This window comes from Treponema sp. (assembly GCF_024696245.1).
Classification (GTDB): domain Bacteria; phylum Spirochaetota; class Spirochaetia; order Treponematales; family Treponemataceae; genus Treponema_D.
Map to the genome: position 1 here is coordinate 13,168 of NZ_JAILGZ010000080.1, position 21,866 is coordinate 35,033.

At 40.2% G+C, this 21,866-nt stretch carries 21 protein-coding genes and 1 tRNA gene; 1 reads left to right on the forward strand and 21 read right to left on the reverse strand.

Annotated features, from left to right (window positions below; genetic code table 11):
* Position 1 precedes the first annotated feature (1 nt).
* The 7 genes from K6D58_RS05570 to K6D58_RS05600 form a co-directional block, all read right to left on the reverse strand.
* Complete coding sequence (locus tag K6D58_RS05570) at positions 2-1,873, reverse strand: hypothetical protein (protein ID WP_296828472.1); 1,872 nt, start codon at positions 1,871-1,873, stop codon at positions 2-4.
* Positions 1,874-1,892: 19 nt separating this feature from the next.
* The gene (locus K6D58_RS05575) at positions 1,893-3,632 is read right to left on the reverse strand and encodes a lamin tail domain-containing protein (RefSeq protein ID WP_296828474.1); all 1,740 of its coding nucleotides are present in this window, start codon (positions 3,630-3,632) and stop codon (positions 1,893-1,895) included.
* Between the two features lie 12 nt (positions 3,633-3,644).
* Positions 3,645-6,578, reverse strand: a complete 2,934-nt coding sequence (locus K6D58_RS05580) for a hypothetical protein (RefSeq protein ID WP_296828475.1) — start codon at positions 6,576-6,578, stop codon at positions 3,645-3,647.
* A gap of 145 nt (positions 6,579-6,723) precedes the next feature.
* The gene (locus K6D58_RS05585; protein WP_296828477.1) at positions 6,724-8,658 is read right to left on the reverse strand and encodes an ABC-F family ATP-binding cassette domain-containing protein; all 1,935 of its coding nucleotides are present in this window, start codon (positions 8,656-8,658) and stop codon (positions 6,724-6,726) included.
* A gap of 2 nt (positions 8,659-8,660) precedes the next feature.
* Positions 8,661-10,010, reverse strand: coding sequence for an SH3 domain-containing protein (locus tag K6D58_RS05590; RefSeq protein WP_296828479.1), 1,350 nt, complete (start codon positions 10,008-10,010; stop codon positions 8,661-8,663).
* 3 nt (positions 10,011-10,013) lie between these two features.
* Positions 10,014-11,276 (reverse strand): beta-ketoacyl-ACP synthase II, encoded by a 1,263-nt coding sequence (gene fabF / locus K6D58_RS05595; RefSeq protein WP_296828481.1) that lies wholly within the window; start codon positions 11,274-11,276, stop codon positions 10,014-10,016.
* 49 nt (positions 11,277-11,325) lie between these two features.
* Entirely contained in the window at positions 11,326-12,462 is a 1,137-nt protein-coding gene (locus K6D58_RS05600; RefSeq protein WP_296828483.1) for an MraY family glycosyltransferase, read from the reverse strand.
* Between the two features lie 239 nt (positions 12,463-12,701).
* Here K6D58_RS05600 and K6D58_RS05605 point away from each other — a divergent pair, with 239 nt between their 5' ends.
* Positions 12,702-14,786, forward strand: a complete 2,085-nt coding sequence (locus tag K6D58_RS05605; protein ID WP_296828485.1) for a methyl-accepting chemotaxis protein — start codon at positions 12,702-12,704, stop codon at positions 14,784-14,786.
* 138 nt (positions 14,787-14,924) lie between these two features.
* Here K6D58_RS05605 and K6D58_RS05610 read toward each other — a convergent pair whose 3' ends face one another.
* The 14 genes from K6D58_RS05610 to trmD form a co-directional block, all read right to left on the reverse strand.
* Positions 14,925-15,170 (reverse strand): hypothetical protein, encoded by a 246-nt coding sequence (locus tag K6D58_RS05610; RefSeq protein ID WP_296828486.1) that lies wholly within the window; start codon positions 15,168-15,170, stop codon positions 14,925-14,927.
* 92 nt (positions 15,171-15,262) lie between these two features.
* The gene (locus K6D58_RS05615) at positions 15,263-15,835 is read right to left on the reverse strand and encodes a hypothetical protein (RefSeq protein ID WP_296828488.1); all 573 of its coding nucleotides are present in this window, start codon (positions 15,833-15,835) and stop codon (positions 15,263-15,265) included.
* A gap of 2 nt (positions 15,836-15,837) precedes the next feature.
* The gene (locus K6D58_RS05620; protein ID WP_296828490.1) at positions 15,838-15,996 is read right to left on the reverse strand and encodes a hypothetical protein; all 159 of its coding nucleotides are present in this window, start codon (positions 15,994-15,996) and stop codon (positions 15,838-15,840) included.
* Between the two features lie 137 nt (positions 15,997-16,133).
* Positions 16,134-16,862: a hypothetical protein gene (locus K6D58_RS05625; protein ID WP_296828492.1), complete on the reverse strand. Its 729-nt coding sequence runs from the start codon at positions 16,860-16,862 to the stop codon at positions 16,134-16,136.
* Between the two features lie 21 nt (positions 16,863-16,883).
* Positions 16,884-17,603 carry a hypothetical protein gene (locus K6D58_RS05630; RefSeq protein ID WP_296828494.1) on the reverse strand — a complete coding sequence of 240 codons (720 nt, stop codon included), beginning with the start codon at positions 17,601-17,603 and terminating at the stop codon, positions 16,884-16,886.
* Positions 17,604-17,728: 125 nt separating this feature from the next.
* A tRNA-Leu gene (locus K6D58_RS05635) sits at positions 17,729-17,814 on the reverse strand.
* A 51-nt stretch (positions 17,815-17,865) separates the two neighbouring features.
* Entirely contained in the window at positions 17,866-18,405 is a 540-nt protein-coding gene (locus tag K6D58_RS05640; protein ID WP_296828497.1) for a hypothetical protein, read from the reverse strand.
* Positions 18,406-18,440: 35 nt separating this feature from the next.
* The gene (locus K6D58_RS05645; RefSeq protein WP_296828498.1) at positions 18,441-18,620 is read right to left on the reverse strand and encodes a hypothetical protein; all 180 of its coding nucleotides are present in this window, start codon (positions 18,618-18,620) and stop codon (positions 18,441-18,443) included.
* A gap of 3 nt (positions 18,621-18,623) precedes the next feature.
* Positions 18,624-18,983, reverse strand: coding sequence for a YraN family protein (locus tag K6D58_RS05650; protein ID WP_296828500.1), 360 nt, complete (start codon positions 18,981-18,983; stop codon positions 18,624-18,626).
* A 5-nt stretch (positions 18,984-18,988) separates the two neighbouring features.
* A complete protein-coding gene (locus K6D58_RS05655) occupies positions 18,989-19,258 on the reverse strand; it encodes a phosphohydrolase (RefSeq protein ID WP_296828502.1) in 270 nt (89 codons plus the stop codon).
* Between the two features lie 19 nt (positions 19,259-19,277).
* A complete protein-coding gene (locus K6D58_RS05660) occupies positions 19,278-19,532 on the reverse strand; it encodes an EscU/YscU/HrcU family type III secretion system export apparatus switch protein (RefSeq protein WP_296828504.1) in 255 nt (84 codons plus the stop codon).
* Positions 19,532-20,584 (reverse strand): hypothetical protein, encoded by a 1,053-nt coding sequence (locus tag K6D58_RS05665; RefSeq protein WP_296828506.1) that lies wholly within the window; start codon positions 20,582-20,584, stop codon positions 19,532-19,534. Before K6D58_RS05665 ends, K6D58_RS05660 begins: the two co-directional genes overlap by 1 nt.
* A 22-nt stretch (positions 20,585-20,606) precedes the next feature.
* Positions 20,607-21,053, reverse strand: coding sequence for a 50S ribosomal protein L19 (rplS, locus tag K6D58_RS05670; RefSeq protein WP_296828508.1), 447 nt, complete (start codon positions 21,051-21,053; stop codon positions 20,607-20,609).
* Position 21,054: 1 nt separating this feature from the next.
* Positions 21,055-21,861, reverse strand: a complete 807-nt coding sequence (gene trmD, locus K6D58_RS05675; RefSeq protein ID WP_296828510.1) for a tRNA (guanosine(37)-N1)-methyltransferase TrmD — start codon at positions 21,859-21,861, stop codon at positions 21,055-21,057.
* Positions 21,862-21,866 lie beyond the last annotated feature (5 nt).

A 21,866-nucleotide genomic window follows, 5' to 3' on the forward strand; every position in this document is an offset into this window, starting at 1 on the left:
TTTAGTCCAGTTTGATTCTTCCGTTGAGGGTGAAGCTTGAGATGCGTTCATCGTTGTAACGTGAATATGAAGGGGATGTTACATATTCGGCAGAGATTTCAAGCTGTTTAACAGGTGTAAAGGTTACTCCGGCACGAAGCTGTGTAAAATCCATGAATTCTTGTTCAGGAAGATTTGCATAGTCATCCCATTCGGTAAGTTCTGAATTCTTGTAGTAATGAGCTTTTCCAAAGAGAGTAACAGGAATGCTTGTTACGTCTTCAAGAGGAACACTAACTCCTGCTTCAAATCCAATGCCGTTTACTTTTGAATCATACATGAATGCTTCTGCACCGGCTGTAAGGTTTACAATGTCGTAAGCGATAAAGTACTGCGGGTTGAATTCAAGCTTTGCTTTTGCAATTGCTGCTGACTTAAGGTTTGCAATGTAATAGTCAGAGTCAACTGTGTATCCGTAAAAACGGTCTTCTGTTGTATTGTAGGTTTCGTGGCTGAAGTAGGCGCTCTTAAGCTGTCCTTCTGCAGAGAGTTTTAATCCGAAGGCACGGGCTGCGGCTTTTGCTGCAAAGGACCATGCGCTCTGGTAGTCATCATCTTCTACATCGCGGTCTTTATAGTTAAGGAACATTCCTTCAACAGATGCATCAAAAGAAACAAATCCTGCTCTTTCGAATGATGCAAATGCGTCTACTGCAAAGTTTTTGTTAGAAACCAGGGCATCGCTGTAGATTCCGTCGATTCCTGCAAAAACATTTGCACTTAATGCTTCCAGGAACAGGTTGTAGCGAACGCCAGCCTTAAATGCAAGTTCTCCTTCAAGACCTTCATAATAATCAAGGGCCATTGTGTCATAGTTTTCTGCAGTCTGTTTTTCTCCGCCTGCAAGACCTGCTGCAAAGTTTGCCTGAAGTCCTTTAATAAGTCCCTGCTTAAGGGATACATCTACGGCAGCTCCCCCTTCTGTCTGTCCTGCAAGATATGAAGTAATGTTCTGTCCTACAGTAAGGCGTTTGCCAAGGAAATCAATTCTAGTATCTGCTACGCCGCCAATGTTTGTTACTTTAATGTAAGCTGAAGAAACTGCATCAAGAGCTTCTGCTGAAGAGCCTGAACCTTTTGCAACTTTTGAAAATTCTTTCTTTGCTTTCATTTTAAGCTGAGCAGCTTTTTTGAGGCTGTCGCTGTATGTCTGATAGTCAATTTGATTTACATCAGAGGTTCCTAAAGAAGAATACTCAACCTGGTCAATTGCAGATGAGATTGTGTATTTAAGATCCTGATAAAGAGCTTCTGCATCTGCCCATTTTGTTGAATCCCAGATAACATCTTTAGCATTTTCGACAGTTGATCCCTTGATGAACTGATAGCGGCCTGTTGATGAGCCGTATGCTGTTGCAGGCCATGGGGTTCCGTCTGTAAATCCAAGGGCTGCCGGTGAAGGAAGTCCGTATTTTTTCCAGTTTGCTTCGTACCAGTCAATCATCGGCTGGATGAGGGAGTAATGGTTTGTATTACTGGTTTCTGAATAACTTGAAGTTCCGTTGATTGCATCGTTAAGAAGGTTAAGGTCAATGCCAAGACCTACTTCATATCCGATTCCGGAACGGTCTTCAATACCGTCTTCTTTTTCTACAGACCATTCGCTGGCTTTGCTGAATCCGCCTTTGATTGTTACATCAAGGTCTGCATTGTATTCACTGGAAAGACCAGGAATTTCTGAAACTGTTTCGTTTTTGTCAATGTTGAACAGTCCTGATGAGAATGTAACGTCTGCTGAAAATTCAGGATGAAGCGCTGTACTGCTTTCCTGTGCTGCAGCCGGAAGTGCAAGCAGTGCACCTGCGGCAAAAATTGCTAATCTTGTTTTTTTCATATTTTATCCTGCCTTCCTTTTATTTTTTATAGAATGTAAATTCAAATGCATCACCGGTACCGGTTCCGTAGGTTGTGAATTTTTCCGGGTAGTATTCAAGGGCCTGAACTCTGGAACCGTTTACGGCAGCTTTATTGTTGATTACGTAAGTTCCGTTAGACTGTTTTTCCAGTGACCAGAGAGAGTAGTCACTAGGAGAGCTTTCAAACGTAAGTCCGGAGCCTGTTGATTTACTTGTAAGGAACTTGTTGTTGAAGGTGAATGTATAGTAACCTTCATTATCTATTGTTACACATACTGCTGCCATTCCGCTTTCGTACGGAATAGGTTCATCAACAAGTGATACACAGCTCAATACACCTGAATTATTGGTTGAACCCATAATTACTTTATTAGCTTTCTGAACAATAAGTACTACATCATTATCAGATATTGAATCTGTCTCGATATAGTTTCCTGCTACAATAGAGTTCATGTTATACGGAGTAATTATGGTTTTGATTTTATAGTCTGCATAGGTAGTAGCTCCACTGTCGTATACACGAAGGGTAAGCTTTCCTGTGTCATCATTTAAGGAAGCAGAAAGATCAATTGCAGTTTCGCCTGATGTAACTTTCTTTTCAGTTGATTTTCCACTTGTTAAAAGACGGATGTTTCCTCCGTCTGAACTTATGACCGGAGTCTGTACGAGACTTGAATCATTAGAGTAAAAGTTGACGGTTATAGATCCCGTTCCTATTGTTGTTTTAAAGAAATCATCTGAATCTTCAAAGTTAAAATAGGTAAGGGTTGTAGAACCTGCTGTTTTATACGTTGTCGTATTTGTTCTCAGTTCTTTATAACCTGCCGTATTGAGTACATCATTTTTTGATTCTGTTGAAGAAGTTGTAAGCCATTCGCTGTCTTTGTAAGAAGTGTATACAGCTACAGTTGATTTTCTCTGCATCTGTTTTGCAACTCCCCAGCTTAGTCCGTTTCCTTCTCCATTTTCAGGACCGAGGGCATCGATAACGTTTCCGTTGCAGGTGAGGGTAAAGCCGTCCTGTCCGCTGAAAGAAATTATTCCGTTAAGGGCTGCATCGCTTATAAAAAGTCCCGATGCAGTTGAAGAAGTTAACCAGGAACATCTCTGACTGTAGATAACCAGTGCCTGTCCGGCATTAAGTGTTATGCCTTCAAGTGAAACACTCTGATCTAAGTCTGAGCGGCGTACACCGTCAAGCCATACGTGACGATTTAAATAAACGTCTGATAAATCAAGTTCATAATCAGACATATTTGAAATCTCCAGGAACTGATTGTTTGAAGACTTGTAGCTGAAAGTTGATGCATTGTAATACTCAGTAAAAAGAAGTGCCCCGGATTTTTTTGTTATCTGAGAACCTTTTTTTCTTAATATTACAGAATACGTAACGTTTTCATCTTTTGAAGAAACTGTGAGCAGTGTCGGATTTGATGAGAAATCTTTAGTATTTGTAATGCACTGTGCTCCTCCTGATACAGAAATCTTCGGTGTCAGAGTTTTACGGTTTGCAGAACTCTCGTATAAATCAGACGGAACGGTAACAGTAATTGTTTTAGTTTCATCATTTATAGAGCCTGTAAGTGTGCTGGTCAGTACATCAGAATTAGCAGATTTAAGAAATGAAAATTCCGTGATGCGGGCCTGAGTGTATTCATCTTCGTCAGAACATGAAATCATTACAGCCGGTACTGCACATAAAAGAAGTGCAGCAAATAATCTGTTTATTTTTTTCATTGCTTCACCTCTTTATTCTATAGTAAATACATCCGGGATTCTGATTAAGTCAGGATCATGGTCAGAAAGATTTACGTGGTTATTGCGCGTAAACATTGAATTGATATGGGGAATAAAACAGTAATCTTTCCATGTTTCATCGCTCTTGTCTGTTTTGTCAGCAAGGGAGAAACCTACTTTGTCCCACAGAGCTTTTGTTACAAAGATGTGGTCAATTTCCTGCAGGTTGCCCTGGAATGTATATGAGAATTGTTCAACGTAAGGCATTGTTTCTTCTACAATGCTCCACATTATCTGATTACCGATTTCGCCTTTAAGAATGCGCTGAGGTGTTGAATAGGCAAAGTCATTCATGTCTCCGCCGACAATAACTTTTGTATTTTCATCAATTCCGAGAATTGAGTTTACAAAGTCATAAACGGTTCTTGCCTGTCCGTCACGTTTAACTTCACTGAGAAGGAGCGGCGGCTGGATGTTTCCGTACAGAGGGAAGTCTCCGCGTTTTGAACCGAGGTGGCATCCTACAACAAAGAAGTTCTGGTCAGATGGAGTACCGTCTGCGTTGTTTATTACAAACTCTCCGATTATAGGACGGCGGCTGTTGTTAAAGTAGCTTGAATGAATGTAGCACGGGCTTTGTGTAAGGTGAGGATTTCCGTCTGTTCCTTTGTATACTCCTGCTTCTGCTTCTGCAAGGGCCCAGCCCTGAGCGTGGTGATTTGACGTCTGTACCGGCCATTCACTTTCATCAAGTATTGTTGTGCAGGTAGAATAGTCGCGGTTTCCGTTGGTGTCCAGGCTGCCTCCGTGAGTATTAAAGTAATCGTTTGATGGAAGTCCGCTGTGCTTTGCTGTTACGCGTTCAGTATTGTACATGATTCCTACGCGGATATTAACGCCAGGTTTTCCGCCTGAGTCCTGTTCGTGGGGATCAACGCACATAAAGTCGTATTGCGGTCCACCGTAGGTTTTCTTTATTACGTCAATGATTCCGGAGAAGTTTCTTACTGCAGTAACGACACCGTCTTTTTCTGCCCAGGAATTATCCTGATTGTCATAATGAATTGTAGTTGAAGTATCATCACCCATTTCAACAATAACAAGTACATCCGGATAAAGAAGATTGTTTTTTATGACGAGAGCAACATTTTCCTGCTTGCTGTTTGATGAACCCTGTGCTTCATAATTTTCTATATTAAATGCAGCTACAGTAAGGCTGTTAAGGTTTGTGTTTCCTTTTGTAGTGGAAGACTCACTGGTCCATTTTGGAGTAAACAGTTCATTAGCATCAAAGGAAGCTGCTTTTGATCCTGTCCTCCATGGAACCGAATTAGTAGTTGAAACAGATTTTGATGTTGAAACTCCGCTTCCAGAAATTTCTGCTGCAATTGAAGCATTTGCCTTGTAGTACCAGGAATCAGTTATGTCAAAATTCCACTTCTGGTTAGGAATTGTTTCTCCAGTTACACTTTCAATTGTTTCATTGTCGCTTCTTGTGTAATAAGGAGTTACAGATGTTTGTGCATTTGAAGAACTTTGTACATAACAAGCTGCAGTATTATTGAGCGGGTGTGCCATGTAAAGGCCGTCTACAGTGTAGTCCATTACACCACGGAATACTCTTGCAGAAGTTGAATCAACAAGGTAGTCACCAATTTGAGGAATTGCATAGAAGGTTGTCCAGTCAACAGCCTGATAGTCTACAAAAAGAACTTCTTCGTTAAAGTCCTGAACTCCTGTATCTGCATTTTCCCAGATAACGTTACCCTGCCAGTTTTCATTAAAGGTGCGTGGATATCCGTTAATGGCATTTGTATTGTCAGGAGTAAGTCCTCCGTCTGCAAGAACAGATGTAAGGTTGTAATAGGTTGCTCCGATTACAAGAGGATCATCAATTCTGATAACCATGCTTTCTACTGTTTCAAGAACACTGATGGCATCCTTCATTGGTGCTTCAGCATTACTGTCTGCAGTAAGAACCCTGGCTTCCCTGTAGCCGTCATCTGTATGCCCTGAAGTCCAGCTTTCTGCATTTGCAGAAGAGTAAGTAAGAAGAACTCCGTCTGGATAAGGAGCTGTTACATTTACAGAAGACGAAGTCTTGTGGGCAACAGTTTCTGCATTGATTTCTGTACGGGTAAGTGTTCCTTCAGAAGAACCGTAGCGGTCAAGGGTACGGGTTTCTTCTACAACACCGCTTACAACAACAACATCTCCTGCCTCAAGGTCTGTAGGAATTCCTGACTTCCAGTGAGTCTCTTCTGTATCGTCGTAGGCATCATCATGAGTGTTTACAAAAATACCATTTGATTTTGTTCCTGTAAGATCCTTGTCTTCAGGAAGTGCTTCAAGGAAGAAACCATCGTAGCTGAGCCACTGAGGAATTGTTTCTCCGTCGTAGTCAGTTGTGTCGTATTTAAAGTGAGGTGCCCTGCGGCAGATCATTGTAACAACACCAGTAATTCCGTAGACAGTCTGGCCTTTCATCGGGCTTTCAAGTGAAGATCCCTGAATGTCAGAAATAGTAAGGGAATCTCCTTCTACTGCTACAAAGTTTGCATTCAGGACTGTTCCTGATGTTGCAGCCTTAGCTACGTTGATGGTACTTCCTGAAGAAATTTCAGAAGCATTTTCGTAATCCGGAATTATGGTATAGCCGGATTTTTTTGCCTTTAAGGAAACAGAACCTTTTCCAAGTCCGTTTAAAGTGTAGCTTCCGTCTGATGAAGTAGTTGCACTTACAGAAGAAAGTCCTTCTACAGTGATTTTTACTCCCTCAAGAGGAAGTGTGCTGTCTGATCCTTTAAGAGTTATGCATCCTTTTATGGAGTATCGCCCTGTTTTACTGTTGCCATCCAGAAGTGAACAGGATGGTGTAAGGGTGGTCATAACTAAAGGCAGGAAAAACAGCAGGCAGCTTTGCAAAGATGAATGACGTTTTTTCATGCTCTCTCCCTATAATTTTTAGCCTTTCAGCATAAAATTGCTTAGAGGCGTATCTTCCATTATGCCATTCTTTTATTGAATAGAAAAGAAAAAAAGAGGATATTGAAAATAATTTTGCCGGAATTTTACAAAGTGTATTGGAAATTTAAGCCAGGCTTTCCCATTTTTGAGTAAGCTGATCTATTTCTTCTGATAACTGAGTAATTTCTTTTTGAACAGCCTTTGCTTTTTCTCCGTTGGAATAAACTTCAGGACTTGCAAGCTGATTTTCTAACTGAGATTTTTTTTCTTCAAGTTCCATAATCTGGTTTTCAATTTTTTCAAGTTCTTTTTCAGCTTTCCTTTTTTGAGCTTCCAGTTTTTTCTGTTCTTCCCAGCTTCTTTTTGTTTCGCTTACAGGAGTCTGAGAAATTTCTGGGGCAGAAGTTTTACCTGCTGGGGCAGGGCTTTGAGGATTTACTTCAATTCCGTTTTCTTCTGCTTCTATTCGTTCCATGTAGTACTTGTAGTCACCAGGGAAGAGACGGTATTTACCAGCTTTAAGTTCCAGAACTTTTGTAGACAGGTCTTCGATAAATCCTCGGTCATGGCTTACAAATACAACTGTTCCGCCAAAACACTTAAGGGCATCAAGAAGAACATCCTTTGAATGCATATCCAGATGGTTTGTAGGTTCATCAAGAATAAGAAGGTTAACAGGCCTGAGTAAAAGTTCCAGAAGGGCAATGCGGCTTTTTTCTCCACCGGAAAGAACGTTGATGCTTTTGTAAACATCGTCACCCCTAAAGAGAAAGGCACCAAGCATGTCTCGGATTTTTGGAATAAGTTCCAGAGGACAGCGGCTTTCCATATAATCAAGAATTGTCTGACTGCCGGAAATTTTTTCTGCACTGTCCTGGCTGAAGTATCCTATTGCAACACCTGAGCCGGTTTTTATTTCTCCGGTAAAATCCTTGTCTTCTCCACAGAGAATTCTTAAAAGTGTAGATTTACCTTCACCGTTTCTTCCGCATACAACAAGGCGTTCATTTTTTTCTACTACAAGATCAAGGTCGTGGAGAATGTCACCGGCGCCGTAATTTTTGCAGATACCTTTTAATGTAAGAACAAGCTGTCCTGAGTGAGGAGCCTGTGGAAATGAAAAATGAATTTTCTTAAGGTTTTCTGGAATGACAATTTCTTTTTCAAGAAGCTTGTCCAGCATCTTTTGTCTTTCCTGAGCCTGAGCAGCTTTTGTAGCCTTTGCACCAAACCTGTTTATAAATTCCTGCAGGTGCTGAATCTCTGCCTGCTGCTTTTCGTATTCCGCAATGAGGGTGTTTAATTCAACTTCCCTTACTTCTTCGTAGTGACTGAAGTTACCAGGATAACGCTTAAGGTCTCCACCAAAAAGTTCATAAACTTCATTAATAGTGTGATCAAGAAAATATCTGTCGTGACTTACAAGAAGAAAGCCGCCCTTAAATTCCGAAAGGAATTTTTCAAGCCAGTTGCGGGCTTCTATATCAAGATAGTTGGTAGGTTCGTCTAAAAGAAGAATATCAGGACCACTCATAAGGCACTTGGCAAGGGCAATTCTCATCTGCCATCCGCCGGAAAATTCCTGAGTCTGTCTGCCAAAGTCTTCCCTGGAAAATCCAAGACCTAAAAGAACCTGTTCTGCTAAAGCTTCCCTTCTGTACCAGCCGCTTTCTTCCAGCTTCTGAAGAAGGGCAGAGTGTTCTTCTGCAAGACGGCTGTTGTCAGGAGACTGGGCCATCTGTTCACCAAGACTGTCGATTTTTTTCTGTAAGTCATATCCCCATAAAAAAGCCTTGTCTGCTTCTTCCTTTAATGTAGAACCAGAGTGAACAAGTCCGCTCTGAGGTAAGTAAGCAAGGCGGGCATCTTTCTGTGCAATGCGCTGACCTGAATCCGGTTCAACAAGACCGGCCATAATTTTAATAAGGGTAGATTTTCCTGCACCATTGGCTCCGGTAAGGGCAGCCTTTGTTCCTGTTGCAAGATTTACAGAGACATCCTTAAGAATGTCCCTGTTACCAAATGAAAGTGATACTTTGGAAAATTGAATGAATGCCATAATTAGTTCTGGAAGAATAATACGAGTGGATTTGATGGAACACTTATTGAAGCAGCATCATAAAGAGCACTCTCAATCTTTGTTACATTTGCCAGTGTAAGCCTTATACCGTTAGCCTCTTTCTTTACAAGGAATGAAAGTTCTTTTTCTGCTCCTGTAAATGTAAGTGTCATTACGCAGTCATAAGATTTTTTAAGGGACTGAGGTACAAAGTATTTAAAGGAAACAGTTCCCCTTCCTTCTGCAGAAGATGGAATATAAGAAGGAACAAGAAGATCGTAATCAGTCCATGTAAATTCATTATTTGCTTCAAAGGTAAGGGTACCATAATTTGAACTGCGGAAGTCAGGACCTGCACTTCTGATTGTCTTAAAGAGATTTGTGCGGCGGGTTCTTTCGTCTGCAATAAGGGCTGTAATCCTTACACCTTCTTCAAGAGTTGTAAAGTTATAGCTTCTTGGAGTTCCCTTTTCGTTTGTATACTGAACGATAATTGTCTTAGCGTTTCTTACTGTTACCTGGAAAGGAGCTTCGTTAAATTTATATACGTTAGAAGACTTCTTTGTTACACCCTTGTATTCAGCAGAAACTGTAAGGCCAGGAAGATTCATACTGACAGTTCCTGTATCAAGACCGGTGTCAAAGCCATAGTTAGGCTGCATGCCGTCAAGGTTAATGTCCTTGCTCTTAATCATAGAAGAATAATATTCAGGGTACCATCTTGTCTGAAGCATTGTGTTTAATGTTTCGTCAGTTTCCTGAACCTGTGCATCTTCTGCCCCGGAACCGAATGAACCGTCTGCATTCATTGTAAAGAGCCTGAGGTTGTAGCTGAAGCACCATCCTCTGGTTCCCTCAGAAGTAAGGACAGCCAGCCATTTACCTTCAAGCTTCTGCTTACCTGTTGTAGGAGCAACACCGGAACCTTCATAAAGAACGCGGACAATTTCATCCTTTCTAAGACGATAAACCTGCTTTGATGTATTAAGGGCAGCATCCCTTATAGGAAGTCCGTCAAAAACACATCTTGCATACTGATGATTATATTTTTTGTACTTTTTAGCACTTTTTCTGGCATCACTTTTAGATTCAGGTTCAGAAATCTTCCATAAAGGAATCTCCAGCTTTACTTTTGAATCCGGAACACCAATTACGTAAACATTGTTGATGTGGGATTTAAGGTATACCTTAACAAGAGTACCGTCGGCGATAGAGATTTTTTTACCCTTGTTTTCTCCCTGAATGTTCCACAGAACGGTACTGTAACCGATTATGTCCGAAGAACATGAGGTGAATGAAAGGGAAATGGAAAGAGTTACTGCTGAAAGTAAAAGTAATAATGCCTTTTTCATGTATTAGTCCTGATATTTTTTTATGATGATACAGCCGTTGTGACCGCCAAATCCCAGGGAAGCACTTGCAGCAGCATTTATTTCTGCCTTTACTCCCACATTCGGAGTGTAGTTAAGGTCACAGCCGCCTTCAATATCCTGATTGTCAAGATTTATAGTTGGAGGAACAAAACTGTCCTGAATAGCTTTTACGCAGAACATTGCTTCTATAGCACCTGCAGCACCTACAAGGTGACCGGTTTCGCTTTTTGTAGAAGAGATGTGGAGTTTTTTTGCATAATCACCAAAGGCAATCTTAAGCATGGCAGTTTCTCCACAGTCATTTGCATGGGTAGATGTTCCGTGAGCATTGTAATACTGAATGTCTTCCGGCTTCATTCCTGCATCACGAAGGGCTTCCTTTACTGCAAGGGCAGCACCGCTTCCGTCTTTAAGTGGAGCTGTAATATGGAAGGCATCGTTACTTGAACCAAAACCTGCTACTTCTCCGTAGATTTTTGCACCACGGGCTTTTGCATGTTCAAGTTCCTCAAGAATAAAGATAGCAGAACCTTCTGAAAGTACAAAACCATTGCGGTCTTTATCAAAAGGACGGCTGGCTTTCTGAGGTTCATCATTGTGTCCACGGGAAAGGGCCTGGAGAACTTCAAAGCTTGCAATTGAGAACTCTGTAATGGAAGCTTCTGTTCCACCTGTAATACATACGTCACATCTTCCGCTTCTGATAACATCTGTTGCAAGACCCAGGGCATCTGTACCGGAAGCACAGGCTGTTCCCAAAGTCCAGCTGAATCCCTGAATGCCGTAGTAAATGCTTATGTTGGCAGCAGCTTCGTTACTGATCATAAGAGGTGTTGTAAGAGGTGGAAGGCGGGAAGGTCCTGCAGCAGGATCATCAAGTTTTTTAAAGCCATCTGATGTAGCATCGATTCCACCAATACAGCAGCCTAAAAGAACACCTGTTCTTTCTTTTTGAAGTTCTTCTTTTGTATAGCCTGAATCAGAAATAGCCTGAGCTGAAGCTGCAAGGGCAAATTTTGTAAAGCGGGCCATTTTTCTTGTAGCACGGCTTGAAATACCGTATTTTTCCATGTCCAGATTTTTAACTTCTCCTGCAATCTGAACTTCAAGACGGGAAGGATCAAAAAGAGTAACCCTTCCGATACCGCTTTTTCCGTTTTTAACTGAATCCCATGCTTCGTCAACAGAATTACCTACAGGTGAAACAACTCCCATTCCTGTAATAACAACTCTTCTTCTTTCCATAATGTAAAACCTCGATAGTATATAATAGTAGAAAATGTAAAAATAAGAATCAGCGGATCTTGAAGAATATTCCAAGTACCGCAAGTGATATCATAATTTGAATCAGTGTAAATTTAATAAGGACTTGTGTTGGTGACCAGCCGTGATTTTTTCTCATGTGGTCATGAAGTGGGAACCTTATGTTTGTAAGTATACTGATATGGAGGAATCTTTTAAGGGCAACCTTAAGAAGTCCAAGTCCTCCGTTAATACAGATAATTGTAGATGTAGCAAGAATCATAAGAGGGTTTCCGGAAAGGAGTACGCATACACCTATAAAAAAGCCCAGGGCCCTTGAACCTGCATCTCCCATAAGAACTGAACTAGGGAAGGAATTATGCCAGAGATAACCCATTACAACACCTGCAAAAGAAAAACACATTACCGAAAGATGGGCTCCCAGATGAAGTCCCAGCTTTTCCTTGCCTTCAAAATATGGTCCCAGATGGTCTCCGTTAAAGATAACCTGAGGAACATTAAGTCTTGAAGCAATATTTGCATGTCCCAGTACTATATAGAAGAGAATTCCCATTATTATAAGACCTACAAGTACCAGGGTAGAGCTTAAGCCGTCTACACCATCAGTGCAGTTTGTTGTATTTACCGAAACCCAGAGAATTACAATAGTAATGATAATATAAAGCCAGTCCGGAACAGCTACAGGGTTCTTAAAGAAAGGGAACCAGAAGCGGATCTGATTATCCGGAGAAGCCTGCTTAAGGGCATAGGCCATTATAAGGGCCATTGCAGTTACGATAACAAAGTCAAGAAAAGCCTTGATGTATTCTCCCCAGCCTTTTTCACTGCGGTCATCAAGATAGCCTGTAAGCATCATGCACCATGTAAGAAAAAGGATTCCCCCCGTAAGGTAATTAAGGGGAATAAGAAGGAAGGTAAGGATTACAAAAACAGAAACAAAAAAGACACCTGCTCCTGTAGGCTTACCCTTTGATACTTCCTTGGAAAGGGTAAATTCCCTGCCTCTGTCATTAGGAAGAAACTTATAAAAAAGAGGCAGAAGGTATCTGACTGTTAAAAATCCGGCATATAATGCGACTAAAATAAGAACTGAGTACATCCTGAAAAGTCTCAGGGGTGTGTTTTTAAAAGCGTCAGTTCCAAAAAAAATTCCCAAATAATAAAGCATTTTTTAGTATCCTGAAGCCCAATTTTACCAAAAAATGCCTATGTTTGGAAGTGCTGCCACCTTTTGGCGGTATATTGAGGCTTTTGCTTGAAATAAGCTAAAAACGTTGTATCATTAAAGATGTATAATAGTTTGTTGGCTTGACGTGGATCCTGCTTTTTTTATGTATCTTCTCACTTCAAACAATTGCTTAATTGCACATTTTATTATGTGTCGCGGATCATCAGGAGGAAAGTGATATGGCCGATACAAGTAAACGCAACATGAGCATTAAGGTTAAGCTTACTGCCCAGATAGGTTCAATGATTATACTTGCCTGCTTTATAGTTGCAGCTGTAAGTCTTACTGTTTTTGATAAAAGACAGATACTTTCTACAGAAAAACAGCTTGTTCATTCTGCAGACGGTGCAGCCCTTATTATGGAAGACTGGCTTGTTACCCTTAATGGTTATGCTTCTATTTCTGCCCTTAATGCAGACGTAGTCAGGGCTATGAAAAATTCAGATGCCAGTGCCCTTGAAACAGAAATTGCAGGTTATACAGATTCCCTGGATTATGATTTTATGGCCTTTGTTGATAAAAACGGAAAGGTTATAGCCGGTGGAGCAGACGGATTTTCTGTGGGACAGGATTTGTCCGGAGTAAGGACTGTCCGTAAAGCCCTTTCCGGTGCAGCAGCCAGTGGTTTTGACAAGGATATGGCCGGTCTTACTGCTTTTGGAGCTTCCTATGCTTACCCGGTAAAGGACGGAGATGAGGTATTAGGTGCAACTCTCTTTGTTTACGACCTTACTTCAGATGATTTCATTCACTTTATGCAGACCAGCTACGATGTTGAATGTACAATCTTTTGCGAAGATGTCAGGGTTGCTTCTTCCCTGGAGAATGTAGTTGGTACAAAGCTTACAAACCTTGCCATTGTTGATCAGGTATATAAGCATGGTGAAACTTACCGTGGTGAAAATACAATTAAGAATATTGATTATTATTCCATTTATTCACCACTTAAAAATGATGACGGTCAGATTGCCGGAATGCTGTTTATCGCCAAGTCTCTTGCTGATATTGAAGCCATTAAATATGAAACCCTTAATGTAGTAGTTCCTGTGGGAATTTGTCTTGCCTTTGTACTTATGATTATAGGCTTCCTTTTTGTTAAAAGGCTTATGTGGCGTATTTCTAACGTTACAAAACAGCTGGAAGAAATGGCTACTGGAGAAGCTGACCTTACCAAGAGGGTTACCCTCCGCAAAAGGGATGAAATTGGTGACCTGGTTATTAACTTTAATAAGTTTTGTGACAAGCTTCATCAGATTATTGGAGAAACAAAGAAGTCTAAGGATGAACTCAGCCTTTCCGGAGAAAGCATGACTGCCAGTACCCATGATACTGCAAGTTCAATTGTTCAGATTACAAGTAACATTGACAGTATTGCTGACCAGATTAAGACTCAGGATCATTCAGTTCAGCAGACAGCAGGGGCAGTAGAAGAGATTTCTTCCAATATTGAATCCCTTAACCGCATGATAGAAAATCAGTCTTCCGGTGTAACTCAGGCCAGTGCAGCTGTAGAAGAAATGATAGGAAACATTAATTCTGTAAATCATTCTGTAGAAAAAATGGCATCTTCTTTTGATGAACTTGAAGAAAATGCAGATACAGGATTTAAGAAGCAGGGTGATGTAAACGAACGTATTCTTCAGATTGAACAGCAGAGCCAGATGCTTATGGAAGCTAACCTTGCAATTTCAAGCATTGCAGAACAGACAAACCTTCTTGCCATGAATGCCGCAATTGAAGCCGCTCATGCCGGAGAAGCAGGTAAGGGCTTTGCCGTAGTTGCAGACGAAATCCGTAAGCTTTCAGAAACATCTTCTGCCCAGTCAAAGACAATCGGTACCCAGCTTTCCCACATCAAGGATTCTATTGGAGAAGTTGTATCAGCTTCCAATGAATCAAGCCGTTCTTTTGCTGTAGTATCAGAAAAGATTCGCGAAACTGACCAGCTGGTAATGCAGATCAGGGCTGCTATGGAAGAACAGAACCAGGGTTCTATTCAGATTACAGAAGCCCTTAAGACTATGAATGACAGCACTCAGGAAGTTCGTGGTGCATCAGAAGAAATGTCTAACGGAAGTAAGGTTATTCTTGATGAAATTAAACTTTTGCAGGAATCTACCTTTACAATGAAGAATAGTATGGATGAAATGTCAGCTGGTGCCCGTAAGATTAATGAAACAGGAACAGCCCTGACAGGAATTAATCAGCAGGTACAGGGAGCCATTGATAAGATTGGTTCTCAGATTGACTTGTTCAGGGTATAAAATTAAGTCCATATAAAGAGGATAAAAGTCCGGGGCATCAGGAGTGCCTTAAAATAAAATACCCGCTGTAAAAGTAGAAGTGAATATCTTTCTAAACTGCTTTTAACAGTGGGTATTTTTTTTAGTTGGCAGAAATAATCAGATCGTTGTTTTTAAGAAGCCTGTTCCTGCTGTAACCCATTCTTCATCTTTATAACCGTAAACTGTTATTGAAAAATTTGAGGCAGAAGATTCGTTTTTAACTTTTATATAGTCTTTTGCTTTTCCTGGAACGGTGTTCAGGTCAAAAACATATGCTCCAGGCCTGTCTATTTGAGGAAGACCCTGAGTAAAAGCCATACATGAGGATATAAGTACAAAAATTGTCAGAAGAATTTTTTTCATTGGTATCTCCTTAAATTTAATTACTTTTATAATTGCATGTAAGAAAATATCAGTCAAGAAAAGGATTTATGGAGGGATAAAGGTTAAATAATTTACAATTCCATATACATTGGCGTGAGATTTTTGACTTCCTGATTTTTTTCTGGTTCCATGAACTTTTCCAGATTCGCAAATTTGTTTCTTTTATAAAATCTTAGTGCTTTTTTATCTGCATATAATACAATAAATCTGGCTTTAAGATGTTTTTCTGATATTGACTGGCATCGTTTTATTACTTCTCCCATAATTTTATCACTGAAATAAAAATGGTTATCAGGGTTACTTTCAGCTTTTGAATCTTTATCAAAGTGCATTTTCTGGAAGTTTACATCAATTGCAAAGATATCAATTTTTATAGCAGGTAATATTTTAACGTAATTATCAACTTTATGAATTATTCCTGAAGCAGCAAGAGAAAAAAAACCGATTATTTTTTTTGTTTTCTTTATATAAACAATGAAATGAAGGCCATCTTCTGTGTTTAATTCAGAATCTGAAAAGATTTCATTTTTTACGTAATTATCAATACATTCATTACCACAGGAAAAATCTTGAATGTTTTTTTTGTCAGAGAATTTTAGAAGTCTGATTTTATATAAAACTTCTTCACCATATTTATAGGACATTATTATTTTATGTCCTTAGACGTCTTTACACCCTTAGTCTTATGGGCTTCAAAACGTGCGATGGCATCTTTTGCTTTAGGATGGTTTGCGGAGAAAAAAGCCTGAGCTTTTGATTCTTTTAATACGAATGCCATTGTGGTTGGTCTTGGTGACTGCTTCATCTTTTTCCTCCTTGATTTGAATTATCTATCAATATAAATATACACTTTATTTTTTTTAGTGACAAGTTTATATACAGGAAGAGTTACAGCATCCAATGAACCCCAAAGCCTGCAGGATTTAGCTGCAGGCTTTCTTTTTAGTTTATTCCGAATGATGTTGTGGAAGAAATATCAGTCTGTTTGAATAACGTATCATAGTTGTAGTATTCCAGCATGAGGGAAGCGAGAATATCCTTCTGCTCATCAGTAAGTTCCCGGGAGAACGAAGGATTTAGGCGGATTGATTCATCAAAAGTATCAATTACTGCATAAAGTTCATCCATAACACTTACTTTTGCACCGCAGGTTGCCCCCAGCATAAGGCTGTATGTTTTTCCCTTTGAATTCTTATAAGTGTTAACTTTCGTGATTACAACAGGAATTATCTGACTGTCCTGAATCATAATGCCGTCATCCTGTGCAGATAAATAGAATATTGTATCGTTTTTACCGGTCTCTATAGTAAAGTTTTCATCAAAGAAATTGGTGCTTGAAAATTCATCCTCATCCACCCAGCCGTCAATTCTTCTGTAGATGGAAGTAGAAAATACTTCATTACCGTCTCTGCTGAAAGTTCCCTTTTGAGAAATTGTTCCGCTTTTTTTTCCTACACCGAAAACTGTTTTCTGGCTTATATCTCTTTTTACGGAAGACATGGAAAGTTCATACCCGTTCCACTGAAGGATTTTTCCCAAACTGTTTGAAGTTACGGGAATTACTGTAAAGTCATCGCTTCCTTCAACGTATGCTGTGTTTTTAAAACTGATGCAGCTGACGGATAAAATGGAAAATGCTGCTGCAAAAAGAATTCCTGTTATTTTTTTCATGATGTATGCTCCTGATGTTTTTTATTTTACTTCGATGTAAAGATCGTTGTGTTTTTTATATAAACTGAAAGAAAATTCACTGTCAGCAGATGGTATGATTTTTATGTAACGGAATTTTTTTATTTTTTCAGTCGTACAGTAAGTATCTGAAGAATCTGTATCACTGCCGTTTTTCAAGGCAAGGGCTGTGAGCAGCGTAAAATCGCTGTCAGGACTGTATGAACCGTATATAAAGAAAGTACAAGGTGAATCAAAGGTGGCAGAGGAAGAAATCTTCATATTGTCTTTAAACCTGCCTGAAATTTCCTTTAAGTCATATACTGCAGCACTGCTGATTTCATCAGGTTCAGGACTCCAGTCTGAGAACATTATGTTCAGGTCATTGTGAGATTTTGAAATGACAGGAACCAGTTTTGACTGTGAATTTGTTGTAATTGCATAATAACGGAATTTTTTTACACTGTAATCGCACATGAGTGTGTCTGTGTCACCCTGTTCCTTTAAAAATCCTGTTGCTGTATTTTTCCAGATTCCGTTCTGGTAGCCGTAGACAGTTATGCCGAAATATTTTGATGATGAAATATTTTTAACTTTTATTCCGTCATCTGCCTTTCCTGGAATTGCCTGTAAATCAAATACGAAGGCTTCTCCTTTTGTAAACTCTGGAAGTTCCTGAGCCTGTAGTGATGCTGTAAAAGCTGTTGAAAATAATGCTGTAATAACTAGAAAAAACCTTTTCATGGTATACCTCCACCAAATCCCCTTAAAGCGAGTTTTGGCTTCGCAAAACTCGCTTTAAAGCTTATGTACAGGAAGAGTTCCTGTATTATAAAAAAAAGAGATGTTCAAAAGAACATCTCTAATGCTGCCGAGCACCAGACTTGAACTGGCACAGCTTTTACAAGCCGAGGGATTTTAAGTCCCTTGTGTCTACCAATTCCACCAGCTCGGCAAGTTGAAGAATTATATTAAAAAAAGGGCAGGGTTGTCAATGTTCTTTCTGCTATTTAACCTGAGAATAGAGCTCTGCCATCTGGTTTCTCCATTCACCCTTCTTTTCCCTGTCTTCCCATTCAATAATCTTTTTAATGGTAAAGTGCTTCATGTCGTGGATGTTAGGAAAGTTTACTACACCAAAGCGGCCCTGGCCTATGTAGGTAAGGCGGTCTCCATCTTCCAGAGTTTCTGTTGCCTGCAGTTCCTTAAGGACACAGTCAAAGTGAACCGGGTTTCCTGTAGCTTTATTTGTTATTGCTGTAGAAAGGTCTGTAATTACCTGGCCGCATTTTTCGCATACAGGCTGGTTCTGGCTTTTAAAAACTTTTATTGCTTCTTCGGATGCACGTATCTGTTCAATAGTTACTGGGTCAAAACGACGGTTGTCATGACGCTGGTGACGGTCATTTCTGTCACGGCGGCGGTTGTCGTCAAAGCGGCGTTCATCATTGCGCCTGTCATCATTACGACGGTCCTCATTACGTCTGTCATCGCGACGGTTATTTCTATTATTAAAATGCCTGTTGTTCTTTCTGTCTTTATTCATACTGTGATTATAACAATAATATTCAGAATTGAAAATCAGCGGAAGAGTAAATCGCTTGAATTAAGGGGATTGCCCTTACTGCCAACAATATGCCTGCTCATAATGACAGCTATTCTGTCAATGGCATTATTGATGTAGTTTTTGTCCTGGATTTTAGACTGAAGTTCCAGTACTTTTTCAGAAAGAGGCGAAGCTGTAACTGTTTTTTTCGACATCTGTTACTCCGTAAAAGCATTCTCAATGTGATAAACCGGATCCAGAACCGGAAGATCGAGGGCAAGTACATCAAAGTGAATATACCTGTTACTATATTCTCGATGTTTTTGCAGGTAACATTTAGCAGTTTTAATTATCTTTTCTTGTTTTCTTGAATTTAATTCATGGGCAAGGGTTTCTATAGTGCCGTGGGGAAGGGATTTTACTTCAAAAAAAGTAAGGTGCTGACCTTTAAGGGCGATTATGTCAATTTCGCCCCCTCTGGTACGGAAATTCCGCTGGAGAATGGTATAGCCCTTTTCTTTAAGCCAGGAAGATGCCCTGTCTTCTGCATCATTGCCTTTTTGTCTTGTAGAAAGCAAGTGACTTATGCTTCCTCCAGTTCTTCAAGTTCCTCAAGCTCTTCCAGTTCTTCAAGTTGTTCAGAGTCCTGGTTATCTGACTGAGCCTTTGGTTCAGGAGGCAGTTCTTTTCCGTTTGTAAGGAGGTAGGGTACAGCCCAGCGCTTAATGCAGGCAATGTGATAGTTTTTTGCAGGCTTATTTGCACCAAGGAACATGTTGATTCCGTCGTCAAAGTAAACGTCTGCACTAAAGCGGGTTCCAATATGTATTACTGAAGAATCGATTTTATTCATATATATTCCGTAAAGTAAGTTAATCTTCCATTTGTTTTATCATGGCAAAAACTGCAGCAACAGCCCGCCATGTTTCTTCCGGTATGCAGTCTCCGATTTCCTGCAGCGAAAGAATGTTTTCCGTAAGCTGGTCTTCTACTACAGGTATGTCATTTTCTTTTGCAATTTCAATCATCCTTTCTGCCAGAAAGCCTTTAGCCTTAGCCTGAATAACAGGGGCTTCCTTTTCTGGTGGATATTTGAGGGCAACTGCACTGAAATTATTATTTTTCATTAGACTGAATCATCAAAAGAAAGGGGGATTTCATCATTAAGAAAAAATCCTTCTGTAAAAGCAGAGGTGGAATAGATTGCTGCCACAGAATCGTCGTTCATGCCGGAACGAAGAAATTCTCCAAGCCGCTTTTCCTCAAAAGGAATACGTGAGGTCAAAAGTGGCGGTAATGTACAGAACCGCATTTCCCTAACCTTGCTTATACTATAGTATAACACAAAAAAGTAATTTGTCACAACTTTTTTATTCAATTTGTCATTATTAAAGCGCAGGTCAATACAGACCTTTTCTGTAGTCTTAAGTTCCCTGTTGTACTGAATGCGTATGCTGCCCCTGGCTTTTTTATCCTTAAGGCTGTATTCGTAAGGGAGGATAAGCCACTGCAAGGGACCGTCTACCTGCATATGGTTAAAAAATGCAAGAAGGCCTGATTTTTCTGGCAGGGGGTCCTGATAAAGCCCGGTAATCCTCTGGTCTGCTGTGTCTTTATTCTGGTCCCGGGGTTCTTCCTCTTTTTTTTCTGAATCCCCTGAATATGAAGAATCTATTTCCATAAGGAGCTGTGCTACAAGACTTTCTGTAGCTTCTATTCCTTTTTCTTCCAGAAGAAGGGCAAGATCTGCAGCTTTCTTTTCTTTTCCGGGGAATTTTGAGGCAAGAAGGGCGGCTCTGGAAATGATTCTGGTATTTATTTTTACTCCCAGGTTCTGCATCATGGCAAGAAGTCTTTCTGTAACGGCGTCAGGCTGAATGCCCTGGGATAAGAGAAAGTTTTGTATTCTTGAGTTTTCTTTTGAAGAAAGGGAAGGGGCAGACGGAACAAGAAGAATCTTTCCATCCGGGGAAGTTTTTATTGTTGCTGCAAAAGCCTGTCCTGCTTTTAAGGGCAGGGGACTTTTTACCTTTACCCTGTTACCGGCAAAGTAAACAGTGTAATTCTGGGGAGAATCTTCTGATAGTACCCGTACATAAACAGAACTGCCCTCATGAACTTCCGTTCTGGAATTGTTCACAAGGGCAAGGTTCTGTGTCTGAATAGAAATGTAATTCAAGACTTTATCTCAGGCGCAAAAATTATTTTGCGTTTGCTTCTTTAGCAGCTTCTTTGATAGCCTTTTCTTCAGCTTCAGCAGCAGCATAAGCAGCCTTGTTAGCTGCAAATTCAGCATTAGCTTTTGCACCAAGAAGTTCCTTAATCTTAGCAGCCTTACCGATCTTATCACGTACGTAGTAGATCTTTGAGCGGCGTACTTTACCAGGACGTACAAGTTCAACTTTTACGATACGTGGGCTGTGAAGTGGGAATACACGTTCAACACCTACACCGTAGCTTTCCTTACGTACTGTGAAAGTCTTACCAATACCCTTGTTTTTTATGCAGAGTACAAGACCTTCAAAAATCTGAATACGCTTTGTCTTACCTTCGATAATTTCAAAGTGTACTTTTACAGTATCGCCAACTTTGAAGCTTTCTGCATTCTGCTTTGTCTGTTTTGCTTCAATGGTCTTAATAATGTCCATGCTATTTCTCCTGATTGCCACGCTGTAATCTTCGCAGCAGTCTGTTTTTCTTACGGTCATTTTTATAGGTTACATAGCCCGTAAGTTCTTCAATCATTTTTTCTGCTTCTTCAGTAAGAGTACCCGTTAACCTTGCAGTCTGAATTAAATCAGGTCTGTTTCTTAAAGTTTTTTCCAGGCTCTTTCTAAGACGCCACTTTCGGATTTCTTCATGGTTGCCGCTTCTTAAAACAGAAGGAACTTCCAGGCCCTTGTACACTTCCGGTCTCGTGTACTGGGGATATTCCAAAAGGTTGCCGTTAAAACTTTCTTCGTTCAGTGATTCTTCTGTGATTACACCGTCAACAAGACGATAGATTGCATCTACCATAACTGTTGCAGCAAGTTCTCCGCTGGACATTACATAATCTCCAATGGAAAGCTCTTCATCAACATAAGTGTCAATGATACGCTGGTCTATACCTTCGTATCTTCCGCAGATAAAAACCAGATTTTCTTTACGGCTAAGTTCGACTGCCTTTTTTTGAGTGAACTGCTTACCACTTGGCGTCACGTAAATAACGTGCTGCTGTTTTTTGTAAGCCTGAACACTGTCCAAAGCCCGTCCAAGAGGTTGGGGCATCAAAAGTTGTCCTGCTCCTCCGCCATAGGTCCCGTCGTCACAAGTTTTGTGTTTATCCAGGGCAAAATCCCTGATATTCACTAAATCGTAAGCAATAATTCCCTTTTCCACAGCTTTTGCCATGATTGAAGTTTTGAAAAAAGCTTCAGGAATCTCAGGGAATAAGGTCAGCACTGTAAATTTCACAGGAG

What these genes read in the sequence shown, in the direction of transcription:
- K6D58_RS05570 (WP_296828472.1), bottom strand. Translation starts at nt 1,873, where the DNA reads ATGAAAAAAACAAGATTAGCAATTTTTGCCGCAGGTGCACTGCTTGCA.
- K6D58_RS05575 (WP_296828474.1), bottom strand. Translation starts at nt 3,632, where the DNA reads ATGAAAAAAATAAACAGATTATTTGCTGCACTTCTTTTATGTGCAGTA.
- K6D58_RS05580 (WP_296828475.1), bottom strand. Translation starts at nt 6,578, where the DNA reads ATGAAAAAACGTCATTCATCTTTGCAAAGCTGCCTGCTGTTTTTCCTG.
- K6D58_RS05585 (WP_296828477.1), bottom strand. Translation starts at nt 8,658, where the DNA reads ATGGCATTCATTCAATTTTCCAAAGTATCACTTTCATTTGGTAACAGG.
- K6D58_RS05590 (WP_296828479.1), bottom strand. Translation starts at nt 10,010, where the DNA reads ATGAAAAAGGCATTATTACTTTTACTTTCAGCAGTAACTCTTTCCATT.
- fabF (WP_296828481.1), bottom strand. Translation starts at nt 11,276, where the DNA reads ATGGAAAGAAGAAGAGTTGTTATTACAGGAATGGGAGTTGTTTCACCT.
- K6D58_RS05600 (WP_296828483.1), bottom strand. Translation starts at nt 12,462, where the DNA reads ATGCTTTATTATTTGGGAATTTTTTTTGGAACTGACGCTTTTAAAAAC.
- K6D58_RS05605 (WP_296828485.1), top strand. Translation starts at nt 12,702, where the DNA reads ATGGCCGATACAAGTAAACGCAACATGAGCATTAAGGTTAAGCTTACT.
- K6D58_RS05610 (WP_296828486.1), bottom strand. Translation starts at nt 15,170, where the DNA reads ATGAAAAAAATTCTTCTGACAATTTTTGTACTTATATCCTCATGTATG.
- K6D58_RS05615 (WP_296828488.1), bottom strand. Translation starts at nt 15,835, where the DNA reads ATGTCCTATAAATATGGTGAAGAAGTTTTATATAAAATCAGACTTCTA.
- K6D58_RS05620 (WP_296828490.1), bottom strand. Translation starts at nt 15,996, where the DNA reads ATGAAGCAGTCACCAAGACCAACCACAATGGCATTCGTATTAAAAGAA.
- K6D58_RS05625 (WP_296828492.1), bottom strand. Translation starts at nt 16,862, where the DNA reads ATGAAAAAAATAACAGGAATTCTTTTTGCAGCAGCATTTTCCATTTTA.
- K6D58_RS05630 (WP_296828494.1), bottom strand. Translation starts at nt 17,603, where the DNA reads ATGAAAAGGTTTTTTCTAGTTATTACAGCATTATTTTCAACAGCTTTT.
- K6D58_RS05640 (WP_296828497.1), bottom strand. Translation starts at nt 18,405, where the DNA reads ATGAATAAAGACAGAAAGAACAACAGGCATTTTAATAATAGAAATAAC.
- K6D58_RS05645 (WP_296828498.1), bottom strand. Translation starts at nt 18,620, where the DNA reads ATGTCGAAAAAAACAGTTACAGCTTCGCCTCTTTCTGAAAAAGTACTG.
- K6D58_RS05655 (WP_296828502.1), bottom strand. Translation starts at nt 19,258, where the DNA reads ATGAATAAAATCGATTCTTCAGTAATACATATTGGAACCCGCTTTAGT.
- K6D58_RS05660 (WP_296828504.1), bottom strand. Translation starts at nt 19,532, where the DNA reads ATGAAAAATAATAATTTCAGTGCAGTTGCCCTCAAATATCCACCAGAA.
- rplS (WP_296828508.1), bottom strand. Translation starts at nt 21,053, where the DNA reads ATGGACATTATTAAGACCATTGAAGCAAAACAGACAAAGCAGAATGCA.